14 protein-coding genes are annotated in these 15,180 nt (G+C 50.6%); all 14 read right to left on the bottom strand.

From position 1 onward, the window contains the following. Positions 1-73 precede the first annotated feature (73 nt). Positions 74-1,051 carry a TAXI family TRAP transporter solute-binding subunit gene (locus EZM41_RS05915; RefSeq protein ID WP_198470204.1) on the bottom strand — a complete coding sequence of 326 codons (978 nt, stop codon included), beginning with the start codon at positions 1,049-1,051 and terminating at the stop codon, positions 74-76. A gap of 14 nt (positions 1,052-1,065) precedes the next feature. Beyond that, positions 1,066-1,605, bottom strand: a complete 540-nt coding sequence (locus EZM41_RS05910) for a 2-oxoacid:acceptor oxidoreductase family protein (protein WP_232619128.1) — start codon at positions 1,603-1,605, stop codon at positions 1,066-1,068. Beyond that, positions 1,605-2,420, bottom strand: coding sequence for a thiamine pyrophosphate-dependent enzyme (locus EZM41_RS05905; protein ID WP_198470202.1), 816 nt, complete (start codon positions 2,418-2,420; stop codon positions 1,605-1,607). The genes EZM41_RS05910 and EZM41_RS05905 overlap by 1 nt, the downstream gene beginning before the upstream one ends. After that, positions 2,421-3,563, bottom strand: coding sequence for a 2-oxoacid:acceptor oxidoreductase subunit alpha (locus tag EZM41_RS05900; protein ID WP_342449249.1), 1,143 nt, complete (start codon positions 3,561-3,563; stop codon positions 2,421-2,423). A 40-nt stretch (positions 3,564-3,603) separates the two neighbouring features. Beyond that, the gene (locus tag EZM41_RS05895) at positions 3,604-3,816 is read right to left on the bottom strand and encodes a 4Fe-4S dicluster domain-containing protein (protein WP_232619127.1); all 213 of its coding nucleotides are present in this window, start codon (positions 3,814-3,816) and stop codon (positions 3,604-3,606) included. 13 nt (positions 3,817-3,829) lie between these two features. Beyond that, positions 3,830-5,011, bottom strand: coding sequence for an acetyl-CoA C-acyltransferase (locus EZM41_RS05890; RefSeq protein WP_198470201.1), 1,182 nt, complete (start codon positions 5,009-5,011; stop codon positions 3,830-3,832). Positions 5,012-5,051: 40 nt separating this feature from the next. Beyond that, positions 5,052-5,918, bottom strand: coding sequence for a succinate--CoA ligase subunit alpha (sucD, locus tag EZM41_RS05885; protein WP_198470200.1), 867 nt, complete (start codon positions 5,916-5,918; stop codon positions 5,052-5,054). Beyond that, positions 5,915-7,060, bottom strand: coding sequence for an ADP-forming succinate--CoA ligase subunit beta (gene sucC / locus EZM41_RS05880; RefSeq protein ID WP_198470199.1), 1,146 nt, complete (start codon positions 7,058-7,060; stop codon positions 5,915-5,917). Before sucC ends, sucD begins: the two co-directional genes overlap by 4 nt. A gap of 87 nt (positions 7,061-7,147) precedes the next feature. Beyond that, entirely contained in the window at positions 7,148-8,509 is a 1,362-nt protein-coding gene (locus tag EZM41_RS05875; protein WP_198470198.1) for an aminotransferase class III-fold pyridoxal phosphate-dependent enzyme, read from the bottom strand. A gap of 98 nt (positions 8,510-8,607) precedes the next feature. Beyond that, entirely contained in the window at positions 8,608-9,483 is an 876-nt protein-coding gene (locus tag EZM41_RS05870) for an NAD(P)-binding domain-containing protein (protein ID WP_198470197.1), read from the bottom strand. A 116-nt stretch (positions 9,484-9,599) separates the two neighbouring features. Beyond that, positions 9,600-11,090, bottom strand: a complete 1,491-nt coding sequence (locus EZM41_RS05865; protein ID WP_198470196.1) for an acetyl-CoA hydrolase/transferase family protein — start codon at positions 11,088-11,090, stop codon at positions 9,600-9,602. Positions 11,091-11,170: 80 nt separating this feature from the next. Continuing rightward, positions 11,171-13,054: an aldehyde ferredoxin oxidoreductase family protein gene (locus tag EZM41_RS05860; RefSeq protein ID WP_198470195.1), complete on the bottom strand. Its 1,884-nt coding sequence runs from the start codon at positions 13,052-13,054 to the stop codon at positions 11,171-11,173. Positions 13,055-13,246: 192 nt separating this feature from the next. Then, entirely contained in the window at positions 13,247-14,590 is a 1,344-nt protein-coding gene (locus EZM41_RS05855; protein ID WP_198470194.1) for a hypothetical protein, read from the bottom strand. A gap of 309 nt (positions 14,591-14,899) precedes the next feature. After that, positions 14,900-15,180, bottom strand: a 281-nt coding sequence (locus EZM41_RS05850) for an iron-containing alcohol dehydrogenase (protein ID WP_198470193.1), incomplete at its 5' end; no start/stop codon positions are given.

Here is a 15,180-nt window from a genome sequence, read left to right as displayed (position 1 = left end):
AAGGCCTGTATGCGCTGGGCCCCGATAGCGATCGAAGCCCAGCGCCTCTACTGCAGTAGTATCAATATGTCATCTACTTAAGCACGCCGATCTCTTTAAAGTATTTGGCAGCACCAGGGTGAAGCTCTACGGTCTGGCCGCTCAAAGCATTTTCAGGTTTAATGTTTTCCGCTACTTTATGAATCTTGGCAAGATAATCTACGTTCTCGTAGATAAGTTTCACAACTTGATATACAAAGTCTTCATCTAAATCAGCACGGCATACAAACCAGTTGGCCACGGCAAATGTTTGAACAGGCTTTGGTTGATTTGGATATGCGTTAGCGGGAATCGTATATGGAAAATAAGCGGGGGAAAGTTCCTGAAGCTTTTTGACGATTTCAGGCGGAAATTCCAATATCTCAAAGTCCCCAGTGCTCATCAGATCCATCATCGTAGACGAGCCCAGTGCGGCGATCATGTTTGCTCCTACAGCCTGTCGGTTTTTGAGCAGTTCCACAGACTGAGCCTCGCTCGTATACTCCGGGATAAAATCCTTCCTCTCCTGATAGTCCATGCCATACACTTGAGCCATGTGGCGAGAGTTGAGCTCGGTAGCGCTGCCGACAGCCCCTACACAGAAGCGCTTTCCTTTGAAGTCGGCAAATGACTTGATGTTAGCGTCTTTGCGCACGGGAACCTGCATGACATTCGGATAAAGATAGGTGACGGAGCGGAAGTTTGTGAGCGCTTTCCCCTCGAAGGGACCGAGGCCATTAAAGGCATCATAAGCCACGCCGGCTTGGACGACTCCGAAATCCGCCTCTTTGTTATGGATGAGCCGCAACTCCACAGGACTGCCAGCGGTAGATTGCGCCGAGGCTTTGACATTTGGCATATTATGGTTAAGTAACTGAGCTATTGCGTTAGCCAACAGGAAATAAGTGCCACCGCTCGTAGCGCCGGTTATCTGAACCAATCTCGTTTGAGAATAGGCAATTTGCCCACTCGCCGCAACGAACAGAAAAACCACGCCTACCAAAAGCACTTTCTTCCAACTTTTCCCTCTCATACTTACACCCCCGTTTAAATTTGTCTTTTGCCCAATGCAAAACCTGCCCTCAGGGCTTTCAGATTCATCTCTTCCGTCCCCTTGGGAACGCGGCCCTGCACTGCCAGCTCTAATGATTTCTCGCTCACTATCTTAGTGACAGTGGCGATGACACCTAAAGCGACGATATTGCTCACTACATCGCGCCCAACATCGTTGCGGGCCGTTTCGGTTATCGGCATTTTAAAGACTGCGCCTTTCACGCACGGTAGTTCCTTTACGTATAGAGGATCAATTATGAGGGTACCGCCGTCTTTAAGCTGCCGCGCATATTTATCGGCAGATTCTTGAGTCATGGCGAGCAACAGGTCAGGATGCGAGACTTCGGGATAGTCTATCTCATCGTCGCTCACTATAACCTCAGAGCGGCTGGCACCGCCGCGCGCTTCTGGCCCATAGGATTGCGTGTGAGTGGCATTTTTGCCATCGAGTATAGCGGCCTCAGCCAGAATGATACCGGCGAGCATCAGCCCCTGCCCACCAGAGCCAGCTAATAGGATTTCGTATCGCTCCATCATGCTCCCTCCTGTGCACGTGCGACGGCCCTGGCATAAATTTCTCCAAAGTCCGGTTTTTCCTCTTTATGCAACACGCCTATCACAAACTTGTCCTTCAGCTTCTCAGGGGGAAGTTTGGCAGCTGCAGAGACAGGAACTGCATGGTCGCGCTGCCACTTCATCATCTCTGCAGGGTTTCCCATCTTATTGCGCCTGCCGAAGCCCGTAGGACATTGAGTCATCACTTCTACGAAAGAAAACCCCTTGTGAGAGAGGGCTTCCTTGATCACTTCGTCGAGCTGTTGCACGTGATAAGCAGTTCCTCTGGCTACAAACGAGGCCTCTGCGCCAATCAGCAGTTTACAAGCGTCGAACGAGTACTCCACCATGCCGTAAGGGGCCGTTGTGGCCCTGCTGCCAGGAGGGGTCAATGGGGAATATTGACCGCCGGTCATGCCGTAGATATTGTTGTTTATCATAATAACCGTAAGATCGATGTTGCGCCTGGCCGCATGGATCATGTGGTTGCCGCCTATGCCGACGCCATCGCCGTCCCCAGTTATCACGGCTACTTTTAATTCTGGTCTTACAAGTTTAAACCCGGTGGCAAACGCAACCGCTCTGCCGTGAGTCGTCTGAAATGTGTTGAAATCCATTATTGCATTTGACCTGGCAGAGCAACCTATACCAGTGATTACGACCATCTCATCCTTAGAATAACCCAAAGCGTCCACCGCCCTGATGAAGCTTCCGACCACGATACCATCACCACAGCCGGGGCACCATATGGTGGGAAGTTTGTCTATGCGCATATAGTTCAGTATATTAGCCAACTATACCACCTCTTTGACTTTGGCAAGGATCTGCTCAGGACTTATCATAAGGCCGTCTGTCCGATTTAGAGGCACCACATCCACAGACAGACGCCTGACTGCGCGCTCCACCTCGCCGATGAGCTGCCCCTTGTTCATCTCCGGCACAACGATAGCCTTGACTCTTTCGCCAGCATCTCTCACAACTTTATCCGGGAAAGGCCACAATGTCTTAGCCTTGATCACTCCCACTTTGATGCCTTCCTGCCGCGCGATTATCATCGCTCGCCTGGCTGAACGAGCGGTGCATCCATAGGCGAAAATCGCCACGTTTGCGTCCTCCATCTGAAATTCGTCCGTTAGCGTGATCTTATCTTTATGCTTTTCAATCTTGTCATGCAGGCGATCCATGAGCTTCGCAGCAACCTGAGGCTCATAGCAGGGGAAACCACGATCGTCATATGTATTGCTCGTTATGTGATATCGGTACCCCTTCCCCAACGGCGCAAAGGGCGGCACTCCATCGTCTTCCGGCAAAAACGGGATGTATTCTTCCGGGGGAACCTTCGGGAATTTGCGGTTTTCTATTTTAATCTCGCCTTCGGATGGCAAAATTACCTTCTCTCGAAGATGACCTATTACAGCGTCGGAAAGCAAAATGACGGGCGTCCGTAACTTTTCAGCGAAATTAAAGGCCGTTATAGTGAGATCGTACATCTCGCGCACCGAAGAAGGCGAAAGCACCACTATCGGGTGATCGCCGTGCGTCCCCCATCTGGCCTGCATGACATCCCCTTGGGCAGGAAGAGTGGGAAGTCCCGTGCTCGGCCCACCTCTCTGTACATCGACAACCACGCACGGCATCTGCACCATGGCAGCATAGCCGATATTTTCTTGCATCAACGTAAAACCTGGACCGCTGGTGGCCGTCATGGATTTTACGCCCCCTATAGAAGCGCCAACTATGGCAGCCATGCTGCCAAGCTCGTCCTCCATTTGGACGAAGGTGCCTCCAACCTTGGGCAACTTCTCAGCCATGATTTCGGCTATCTCCGTCGCAGGCGTTATCGGATATCCGGCGAAGAAGCGACAGCCTGCTCTTATTGCCGCTTCCGCGCAAGCCTCATTGCCCTGCATAAGCAACGCATTGTTTTTATTAATCACACTTTCTGCCTCCAATCGCCATTATATGCCATCAAGCTCCTCAGGCCTCACAAACAGAGGCGCGCTCCTCCACTTGCACGGCAAAGTCAGGGCATCTGAGTTCGCACATCTTGCAGCCTATACAATCCTCAGGGCGCGCTACATAAGCTTTGCCCTCGTCTATATGCATTTCCAACACCTGTTTGGGGCAAAAGGCGACGCAAATGCCGCAGCCTTTACACCACTTTTTGTTTATCGAAACGCTAAACTTCAAAAATATCCCTCCTTTAGAATAGGCGGCGAACCACCATGGCCACACCCTGTCCGCCGCCGATGCACGCCGTCGCCAGTCCCAGCTCTTTATCGTATGTCTTCAACGCATAAAGAAGGGTCGCCAAGATCTTAGTGCCCGTGGCGCCTATGGGGTGACCGAGGGCGATGGCTCCGCCATGGACATTGCATTTCGACATATCAAAAGACATGGCCTTTTGGACAGCCAGAACCTGAGCGGCGAAAGCTTCGTTCAGCTCTATCAGGTCGATATCTTCAAGCGATAGATTTGCCTTCTGCAACGCTTTAGGTACTGCATAAACCGGCCCCATACCCATATGATCCGGCTCGCAAGCCGCAACATCGTACCCAAGCACCTCGGCCATGGGTTTTGCGCCATTAGCACGAGCCCAATCAGCATCAGCTACAACGACGGCGCTTCCGGCATCACAAAGGGCAGAGCTCGTCCCTGCCGTTATAGTCCCACCTTCTTTATAGATAGGTGGAAGTTTTGCCAGCTTTTCCAGGCTCGTGTCGCGCCTGGGTATCTCCTCGGTATCAAAAGCTATTTCTTCTTTTTTGCTTTTAATCTTCACAGGCACAACTTCGCCCTTGAACTTGCCCGACTCCATCGCTGCTACCGCTCTGCGATGACTCTCAAGCGCGTAAAAGTCTTGCTCTTCTCTGGAGATTTTGTACTCCTCGGCCAAGATCTCTGCCGTAGCCCCCATCATCATCCCCGCCAAGGGGCACATAAATCCGTCCTTGTGAAGGGAATCGTGGGAAGTCTTGTCGCCCATACGATGCCCCCACCGAGCTTCCTTCAAGAGATATGGCACGTTGGAAGCGCTCTCCATCCCACCGCCAACCCCTACGGCTATATCCCCCAAGCGAATCCTGTCGCAGACCAACATGAGCGCCCTCAACGATGAACCGCAGCGTATGTTGACCGTAAATGCCGGAACGGTAACGGGAAGGCCTGATTTTACGGTGGCGATCCGAGCGGGATTCGGCCCCACGCCAGCTTGCCATCCGTTGCCCATGATGACTTCTCCGACGGCGTCCGGTGCCACTCCAGCGCGCCTAACCGCCTCAGCTATCGCTATAGCGCCGAGCTCGGGAGCCTCAAAGGCAGCTAAGCTTCCACCGAATTTCCCGCCCGCCGTGCGCACAGCGCTTAAAATCACGGGCCTTTTCACAACAGATCCCCCCTTCACGAGGTTTTGACCTCAAGATAACTCATCTCAAGGCTTTCTTCAATAGTTCTGGTATGTCGCGTATCCTCGAGGCCACCAAGGCACCAGCTTCAGAAAGTGCCTTCACCTTAGAAGAGGCGGTGCCCTCTCCTCCTCTGATTATCGCGCCGGCATGCCCCATGGTCTTGCCCTCTGGAGCGGTACGGCCCGTGATGAAGGCTACGACGGGCTTGTTCATCTGCTTTATATATCCAGCCGCCCTCTCCTCTGCGCTACCACCTATCTCGCCGACGACGATCACGGCATCTGTATCTTTATCATGCTCAAACTCTCTGAGTACGTCTGAGAGCTCCATTCCGACTACCGGATCGCCGCCTATACCGACCAAGGTGCTCTCTCCGTATCCCACCTCATTTATATGGCCCGCTACCTCGTAAGAGAGGGTGCCGCTGCGCGATATTATGCCGATCCTGCCTTTTTTGAACATGTTGGCCGGCATGATACCGAGCTTTCCGATGCCAGGGCTTATTATCCCTGGAGTATTAGGCCCCAGCATGATAGCGCCATGAGCCCTCGCTACCCTCCTGAGTTCTATGGCATCATGGACCGGCACGTGCTCAGGTATTGCTACCACGAGTTTTATTCCCGCATCTACAGCTTCCATGACGGCATCTTTGGCAAAAGGTGCCGGGACGAATATAACGGTAGCGTTGGCACCATGCCTCTCGACTGCTTCGACTACACAATCATAAACCGGCAATCCTTCTACCGTTTCGCCACCTCGGCCGGGCGTAACGCCAGCCACCAAGTTTGTGCCACATTCGAGCATCCACTTCGTCTGAACTCTCCCTATGCGACCGCTGATCCCTTGAACTATAGCTTTAGTGTCCTCAGTAAGAAAAATGCTCACCGCAAACCCACCCCCATCATCTCCTTCAACTTAAGGACAGCTTCTTCTGTATGGACGCTCTTTATGACTGGAACGTCAGCTTTTTCGAGGATGGCCCAAGCTTCTTCCTGTTGGTTGCCCAAAAGCTTCACCACAATGGGGATCGCTTTAGTGTTTGCCTTGACCCCTTCAACGACACCCTTTGCAGCTTCAACCATCGGATTTACGCCGCCGTAGAGATTTAAGATTATGCCCTTAACGTTGTCGTCCTTAAAGAGAAGTTTCAGAGAGCGGAAGATCAATTCCTGCGTTATACCTCCTCCAGTCTCTAAGAAGTTAGCCGGCTTAAGCCCTTCATCGAAGAGTATATCCATGGTGTTCATGGCCAACCCTGCCCCACTGGCGATAACACCGACATTCCCGCCTACATTTACATATGTGACGCCGATCTCGCGCGCCTCGCGCTCAAATGGGTCTTCAATCACCTCTTCGACCGCCTTCAACTCTTCATGTCTGAACAGAGCATTATCGTCGACTTCGACCTTGGCGTCTGCCGCCACAAACCTGCCATCCTTCAGGCGGCAGAGCGGGTTTATTTCGAGCAAGAGGAGATCGTTCTTGTAAAAACATTGACATGCCCTAAAAGCCAACGAAGAGAGCTCAACCAATTCCTTGCCCCTGAGACCAAGTTTTCTAATACGATTGCGGAGCTCGTATTCCTTGGTTGAGCCAACGTCTTCTATGTACCATCTCAGCAGGCGATCGGGTTTTTCTCTGGCGAGTTCTTCTATCTCCATGCCACCTTCGGGAGAGAACATGAACAGTACATTGCCGTTGCTGCTGTCAACTGTGAAGCTCAGATACATCTCTTTATCTAAGTCCAAGGCTTCCTCTACAAGGAGTGACCTTACGACATTCCCTTTGATTTTCATACCGAGGATTGCACTGGCCGCCTCTTTTACTTCTCTTGAAGACGAAGCGAGCTTGACGCCACCAGCTTTCCCTCTGCCTCCCGCGGTAACTTGAGCCTTCACCACAACGGGTATTCTTAGCTCCTCAAAAACCTTCTCCGCTTCTTCGGGCGTTTTTGCCACTTTCCCCCGTGGCACGACAATCCCATGCCCTGAAAAGAGGGCCTTGCCTTGATATTCAAGTAGCTTCACTAATGACACCTCCAAGGGATCGTTTAAAAAAATAGGGCTCGGCAATCGAGCCCTATTGTAACACATTGGTCAAACTAATTGTTATATTTACTGACTTTTCTGTTGTTCGACAACATATGAATCTACCCAGCCCAAAACATCGTCAAATATGAGCATCGCTTCTCTAAGTTCGTCTTCTTTTATGATGAGCGGAGGGGCTACTATTATGATGTTCTCGTGGGAATACGTAGAAAAGCCCTTCTCGAAGAGCATCCTTATTATCTTTGGCATGATGCGCTCCGGGTCGCTCCCGTAGGAAACGAGCGCCTCTTTAGTCTTTTTGTCCTTAACGAGCTCAACAGCGGAAAATAGCCCTATATATCGCACATCGCCCACGCAGGCGTGCTTTTCCTTGAGCCTCTCCAATTCCTCTCCCAAAACCCTACCCATCTCCTTGGAGTTCTGTAGGAGATTTTCTTCCTTATACACGTCTATTGTGGCTATGCCGGCGGCACAGCTTATGGGATGAGCGCTGTAGGTGAGGCCACACAGGAGGGGATGATCGTCAAAGTGTGAAGCGATCTCCTTACTCACGATTACGCCGCCCAAAGGCACATAGCCGCAGGTTATGCCCTTGGCAAATGTGATAATGTCAGGCTTAACGTTCCAGTTATTTACCGCAAACCACTCGCCCGTCCTGCCCCATCCGCACATGACTTCGTCACATACCATAACTATCCCAAATTCGTCGCATACTTCCCTTATGCCGGTTAAATATCCTTTAGGAGGTATGATCACGCCGTTACTGCCAGTGACGGTTTCCAAAAACACGGCAGCCACGTTTTTAGGCCCCTCGTATAAGACTTGCTCTCTGAACTTGTCTACGTAGTATTTGCTTGCAGCTTCCTCGCTGGGGAAGTCAATGCCGGCCCTATAAAGGTAAGGGTCAAAGAACTTCACAAAACCTGGGATGCCGGGTTCCGATGGGAATCTCCTCGGTTCGCCCGTCAGGTTTGCAGCACCGTATGTGGCGCCATGGTAGGAGCGGTAGCGGGAAAAGATCTTGTTGCGACCCGTATACATCCTCGCTATCTTGATGGCATTTTCGTTGGCGTCGGCGCCTCCGAGGGTAAAAAAGACCTTTCCCATATTTTCTGGAGCCACTTCTTCTATAACCTTCCTGGCGAGCTCTGCTCTTACGTCTATGGCATACTTAGGTTCAAGATAAGGCAGTTTCTCTGCCTGAAGCTTTATGGCCTCTATAACCTTCTTATTGCCGTGGCCGATGTTAACGTTAACGAGCTGGGAGGACATGTCAAAATATCGCTTGCCGTTTGCATCCCAAAGATATATCCCTTCTGCCTTCGTTATTACAGCCGGGTCAAGGGCGCCTTGGGCGCTCCAGGAGTGAAGGTTGTATTTTTTGTCCAGTTCTTTCACCCTTTTTGCATCAATGTGCAGGTTTTCCATGATGTATTACCTCCTATCTATGCTTTACTACCATACGCTGCATCTCGCAGGTAGCATCATTTACCTTGTAGATATCACATGGGTTATCGTAAACTAAATCAGTCAGCAAGCTTATCTGCCAGCCAACAATATATGGAGGCCATGTCTTTGTCTCCCCACCCGGCCAAGAAGGCTTTTTCATAGGCATCCTGGGCAACCTTGCCAGATATCGGCTCCATGCCGCTTTGAGAGAGCAGCTTATTTGAAAGGCGCAAATCTTTCAGCAGGTATTTCATCGCGCCTCCGGGTTCAAAGTTGCCTGGGAGGACAAATTGCTCCATGAGGCGTTCTAACATCCTGCTTTGACCGTAACTGACACGCAGCAGTTCGTAGAGCTGCTTTTGGTTCAGCCCGATTTTCCCCGCAGCGACCATCGCCTCCGCAGCGGCCAGGAGATTGACCGCCACCAAGTATTGATTGACCAACTTTGCCGCGCTCCCCGAACCACTTTCCCCTAAATATTGAATATTTTCCCCAATAACTCTCAACACTGGTTCCACCCTGATGAAAGCCTCGCGGTCTCCCCCTACCATAACAGTCAGAGTTCCCTTTTCGGCCCCCTCCGGGCCGCCGCTGACCGGAGCGTCCAGATAAAAAATCCTTCGCTTGACCGCTTCGGCATAGATCTTCCGGCTAGTATCTACGCCTACAGTAGTGCAATCTACGCAGACCAATTCTTCATGCCCTTTTGATAAAACCCCGTTTTCGCCCAAGTAAACTTCTTCTGCATCGGCGGGCATGGACAAGCTGGTGAACAGCACATCCGCTTCTTTCGAAACCTCATCGACGGAGCTTGCGGCCAGAGCTCCCTCGACAATTAGAGGTTTCAGCTTGGCCGCAGTTCGATTGTAAACCAAGAGGGGATATCCTGAATCAAGTAAACGAGATGCCATTCGGCTCCCCATGGTCCCCAATCCGATGAAACCTATTCTCACGGGTTTATTCTCCCCTTCTTCTTGAGAATGCCTTCTTGGCAAGCCGCATGGCCGTTCGATAGCGTTAAAATCTTTAAAGGTACCAACAAAGCAAGGATATCGCAAAGAAATAAGAGCTACTTCTCGCGAAGGCGCTTAGAGAAACATTCGTCTAAGAGGTGAGGCTCGTGGCCTCCCTTGGATTCAGCCCTTCGCATGTAATCTTCTAAGAGCGGTCTGTAGTCCGGGTGAGCGCACTTTTCTACAATCTGGCGGGCACGCTCGCGAGGAGAGAGCCCTCGCAGGTCAGCTACACCATACTCCGTCACCACTACATCCACATCGTGTTCCGTGTGGTCCACATGAGAGCAGAACGGAACAACCCTGGAAACGGCATCGCCTTTTGCCGTAGAGGGACAGAGAAAAATGGAAAGATACGCGTTTCTGGCAAAGTCGCCGGAGCCGCCGATGCCGTTCATCATCCGAGTGCCAGACACCATGGTGGAATTGACATGACCGTATATATCCACCTCTATGGCCGTGTTCATCGAGATGACCCCCAATCGCCTTATGACCTCGGGGTGATTGCTTATCTCTTGAGGTCGCAGCAGCACCTTGTTTCTGTATCCTGTGAGGTTGGAATAAAGCCTCTGAGCTCCTTGAGGGCTCGGGGTGAAAGACGTTCCCGAGGCGAAATCTAACTTCCCAGCATCGAATAGATCCAAAACAGAATCCTGAATGACCTCTGTGTAAACCAAAAGGCCGTCAGCAGGCCATTCCATAAGCCCTGCCATCACGGCATTAGCGACGCTTCCGACTCCCGATTGCAAGGGTAAGAGTTTTTTGGGCAATCGAGCTGCCTTTACTTCCAAATCTAAAAGGTCTAACAAATTTTGGGCCATTCGCCCGCTCGTCTCGTCTATAGAAGATAGAGGGCGTTGTTTGTCGGGTATATCGCAGAATACTATAGCTGCAATTTTGTCCGTACCGCACTCTATGTACGGCGTACCCACGCGATCGCCCACCTTTACGATCGGTATGGGTTTTCTGTTTGGCGGGTCATCCGGGATGTGGATATCGTGTAACCCTTCGAGCTCCAATGGCTGGGTGAGATTGATCTCCACAATCACTTCTTTTGCTTTCTTGACAAAGGTAGGAGAGTTGCCGACGGATGTGGACGGAATGAGATGACCTTCTTCGGTTACGGCCACAGCTTCGACGATGGCCAAATCCATATTGCCGTAGAAGCCGTATCGCATATTTTGGGCAGTCATGGAGAGATGGAGGTCTTGGAACGACACTCTGCCCTCGTTGATGGCCTTCCTTATCCGCTCTTCGGTCTGATACGGAAAGCGTCTGAGTATGGCCCCAGCTTCAGTGAGCTCTCCGTCGAGTTCCGGCCCCACGGAAGCTCCGGTCCAGAGGGTTATTTGCAGTCTTTCTCCCTTGCGCACCCTCTCTGCCACGGCCAGCGGCACAGCTTTAGGATAGCCGGATGGGGTAAACCCGCTACACCCTACACACATGCCATCCTTTACAATTTTGGCAGCTTCTTGAGGAGACATAATGCGAGAACGCAAAGACGCATTGCGGACTCTTGACTCAACATCGCAGCTCAGCTCACCCATTGCGCTCCCTCCTTAAAATCTTCTGCGCGCTTATGAGGCCTCCCAAAAACGGGCGACCTCATAAGCAAAAGATGCTCAACTCATTTTTGCACCAGCCAATCAAGCCCCAACTCAAGCAGCTTCTCTTCGGTGGGGACACCATTTTCGTCCCAGCCCATCATGCTGTAATAAAGTTTTATGGCTTTGTTTAGATCTTCCTTAGGCACAAAAGCACCTTTCATGGCACCGTTCTCTAACGGCTGATGAAGCCTCTCCGGGAACTTGTCGTCGCTTGCCGAAAATCCTTCCCTCAGGTTAAAGACCCTCGCCATGGTTATACCTCTTTCGCCGGCCTTCATGACCTCCCAAAGGGAGGTGTTCCAGCCAGTGTAAGCCTTTAATGCGCCCAACACATCGGAAATGGGCATGGCGCTCCTCGGAACGGGGACAAATTGGCATATTCCAGCCTCGTTGAAAAAACTCCACCAATAGCTCAAATATGTGAACGTCCTGACTTTGAGTGGTGAATACTCCGTTGCACTCGTGGGAGAATAAACCCCCATAGGAGGCATGGTGTTTACAAAGCTATAGCTTTCGGTATTTAACATCGTGTCATGGCCCACAACCATATGGTCAGCACCACGCTCACAGGTCGCATATCCCAAACCCACCGCATACTTGCCTCTTGGGTCATGCATGGGCAGCTCCTGCCCCTTTATGGCGAGGACGCATTTATCAGAACCTCTACCTACTTTCTGAGCGGCCCTGACCGAACCTTCGGCCAATATGTCACCAAAACCCTCTCGTTTGCCAATTTTCTCCAACATCTGCAACATCGCCTGAGCGTTGCCAAAGGTAAGTTCTATGCCGTCTGTATCGGACTTTGTCAATATACCGGCCTCGAAGCATTCCATAGCCCACGCTATAACCATGCCAGCGCTTATAGTATCCATGGTATATTGATTGCAAATCTGATTTCCTAAGGCAACCGCGTTTAAGTCATCAACCATGCAAAGAGAGCCGAGGGCAGCAAGTGTTTCATATTCTGGTCCGCCATAAGCGGGATCAATCCCGTGTTCTTCTGAGCGCACAACGCGCTTACAGCGCACCGGGCAAGCGAAACACCCTTCTCTCGCCGCCAAGATGGTGTCTACCATCCTTGCGGCACTGATATTTTGTGCCTTCTCAAACTCGCCATAGTGGAAATTCTTGGTCGGAAGGATACCTAAAGCGTTGTTTCCTGTCACCGCAGCGGCTGTGCCCCATTCGTAGAGACCCTTGGCGAGAGGGTTTTCTTGGACCGCCTTGGCTAACCTCCTGGCGATCTCGGATAGAGTGGTCGGATCGGCTGCCGGCACGTCTTTAGTTCCTCTTACGGCTACGGCCTTCAAATTCTTAGATCCCATAACCGCCCCAAGGCCGTTTCTGCCATTAAAATGTTTGAGGTTATTGGTTACGCAGGCAAACCGCACCATCCTCTCCCCTGCTGGGCCGATCTGTGCCACCCTGACTCTGGAGTCTCCCACCTCATTTCTGATAGCTTCCTGAGTTTCTCCAGTTGTTTTTCCCCAGAGGTGAGAGGCGTCGCGAACTTCTGCCGACCCATCCTTAACATACAGATACACGGGCTTTTCAGCCTTCCCCTCTATTACGATAGCGTCAAAGCCCGCCGTCTTCAGCTCCGGCCCCCAGAAGCCACCGGCTTCCGATTCGCCAAAGCCACCAGTCAGTGGAGATTTGGCTCCTACGGCATACCTGCACATTCCTCCCACGCGCGCCCCTGTCAGTGCACCAGAGGCAAATATCAGAATGTTGTCGGGAGAAAGCGGATCTACCTTAGGTTTAAGCTCCTTCAGCAGGTAATAGACAATTAGACCCGAGCCCCCCATATAGGTGCGATAGAATGCTTCGTCGAACTCCTCTGTTTTAATGCTCGCATCGCTCAAGTTCACCCGCAAAATTTTACCATTGTAACCATACGGCATGAAAAACCCCCCATTTAACGATATTTATGCCATTTCATTAATATTACCACATCTCTTCCAAGCTAAACCCCTCAAGACTCTGCTTGAGGGGTTTAGTGAATCAACCTTTCCTCGTCCGATTTCTCCTCGGCGCTCGGAATAAGCTCCTCGCGTTGAACGCAAAGCTTCGACAAACGATGACTCGGCGAAACTTTATTCTTTACCCCTTCGATACTGCACTAACAGATAGAGTAATATTCCCACAGCTAACCCCCAGGCAGCTCCTCTGATGGCCAAAACGGCGGCCATGACGCCAGCTACCCCCATCTCCTCATTTGTGCGGATCATGTTCATCCCCACCCTGGCACATACAAATCCTTGCACCAACAACGTGATAGAGAGCGCAACCGGCAGGATCGGCCTCACTAGAGTTACCACTGGTATCGTAGCAACAGCAATGAATGTGGTAACCCTAAATGTGCCAGCGCCGCTAAAGATGGAGTCCATTCCTTCTCTTCCCTCTTGGTATCGCTGTGCTACAGAGGCAGTGACGGCTGCCCACAAGGGACCGCACAACTGAGTGTACGGCGAAATCAGTGCCTCGATTATGTTGCGAACACCGCTTATCAGATTAGAGCGATCCGCGTTGAAGTCAATCTTTTCATCTCTTCTTGCTTTATCCGCCTCAGTTATTAAGGCTTCAGCGGTAACAAAATCACCAAAGGCTATAATATAGGCGGAAAACATGAGAGGAAGGGCGTTCAAGAATATAGCCAAGGAGGGAAATCCGATAGCAAATGGACTGACATAATTTATTATCTCCCTGATGGGAGGGAGGAAAAATATATTCCCAATCTCGACCTTAGGAATAGATAATTCTCCGAATAACGGCCCCAAGATTATCGCTAGAACTAAAGCAGGTAACATTCCAAATCTTCCAGCTTTATTTAAGAAAGGATGCTTTTCCCGCACGTCTGTAAAGCTTTTAGAAAAAAGTAAATAATAAGCAAATAAGCCACTCAAAGCCAACGTAAAAGGAAATTGCCCAAAGCGCCCACCCGGGCGAAATTCCCCCATAACTGCTGCGAAACCGGCACCAAGAAGTATACCTGCCTTGAGGGAATTTGGCACCATAGCTATCAGACGCTTGGCTAGCCCGGTAATACCCATGAAGACAAAGAAAATACCAATGGAAAGCTGAAGCGCCACTAAGGCTTTGGTCCTCTCCGGCCCTATAGCATAAGTGTTGAGCCAAGCTACCACCAAAGGAATGGCGGGCGTAATCCATCCTGGCACAACGGGATCCCCCAAATGAGCATGAAGCATATATAAAAATCCATTAATTATAACCATTCCCCAGGCTATTTCGAATGGAACACCCAAAACCTCGGTCAAAACTGGTATGGCACCCAAACACGTGGCACAAAGGAGGATCCCCTGAATACATTCCGGCCATTCCCACCTATAGTGAACCAGCGGCAATCTTACTTTGAATATGCCCAAAGGCCAATAAGGCTGTTCAATATCCATCCCGCTTTCGCGACGATATATCGCCATCTCTCTATTCCTCCTTCCGCTTATTTGCCAAATTAGCTTTCAAAATCGAGCTAAGACCTCCTCGGTTTTTATCTATATAGATCTGCTTCTTATCTCGCTTTGTATTCAAATCTAAACAACAAAAGATTAAAAATTCTTAATGTCAAATATATAACATCATAGATACAAGATCAAATACTGCTTAGCTAAGTTAAGTTTGCTAAAACACAAAGCGGCGAAATATATAAACCTATCCACCCAACAACCCCCCAATCATAGTTCTCCTAAGGTCAAAGGCCTTTGATTCATGTCCTAAAACAAGAAGAGCAATCAATACGCCTCCTTGAAAAACCTTATGGCGTCTTCTTCTTTCACCTCCCTCGGGTTATGGGCTAAAAGCCTGGTCTGAAGCATTGTGTCTTTGCCCATCTTTTCGAGCGTGTCTTCTTTGACTCCCACGTCTCGCAGCTTTAAGGGCATGTCCAAAGACTTCATGAGGCTTACAATTGCGTCCACGCACTTTTCGGCTTTCTCTTTGGATGAAATCGTTTGTACGTTTTCTCCTAAGAGGGAATCGACCTTCCCGTAGCGGTCGTAGTTGCTTATTAAGT

This window comes from Acetomicrobium sp. S15 = DSM 107314 (assembly GCF_016125955.1).
Classification (GTDB): domain Bacteria; phylum Synergistota; class Synergistia; order Synergistales; family Thermosynergistaceae; genus Thermosynergistes; species Thermosynergistes pyruvativorans.
Note: the sequence above shows the minus strand (reverse complement) of the source record. Positions and strands in the feature narration are given on the sequence as shown.

Coding starts and splice junctions, on each gene's coding strand:
- EZM41_RS05915 (WP_198470204.1), bottom strand. CDS start 1,051: ATGAGAGGGAAAAGTTGGAAGAAAGTGCTTTTGGTAGGCGTGGTTTTT.
- EZM41_RS05910 (WP_232619128.1), bottom strand. CDS start 1,605: ATGGAGCGATACGAAATCCTATTAGCTGGCTCTGGTGGGCAGGGGCTG.
- EZM41_RS05875 (WP_198470198.1), bottom strand. CDS start 8,509: ATGGAAAACCTGCACATTGATGCAAAAAGGGTGAAAGAACTGGACAAA.
- EZM41_RS05865 (WP_198470196.1), bottom strand. CDS start 11,090: ATGGGTGAGCTGAGCTGCGATGTTGAGTCAAGAGTCCGCAATGCGTCT.
- EZM41_RS05860 (WP_198470195.1), bottom strand. CDS start 13,054: ATGCCGTATGGTTACAATGGTAAAATTTTGCGGGTGAACTTGAGCGAT.
- EZM41_RS05855 (WP_198470194.1), bottom strand. CDS start 14,590: ATGGCGATATATCGTCGCGAAAGCGGGATGGATATTGAACAGCCTTAT.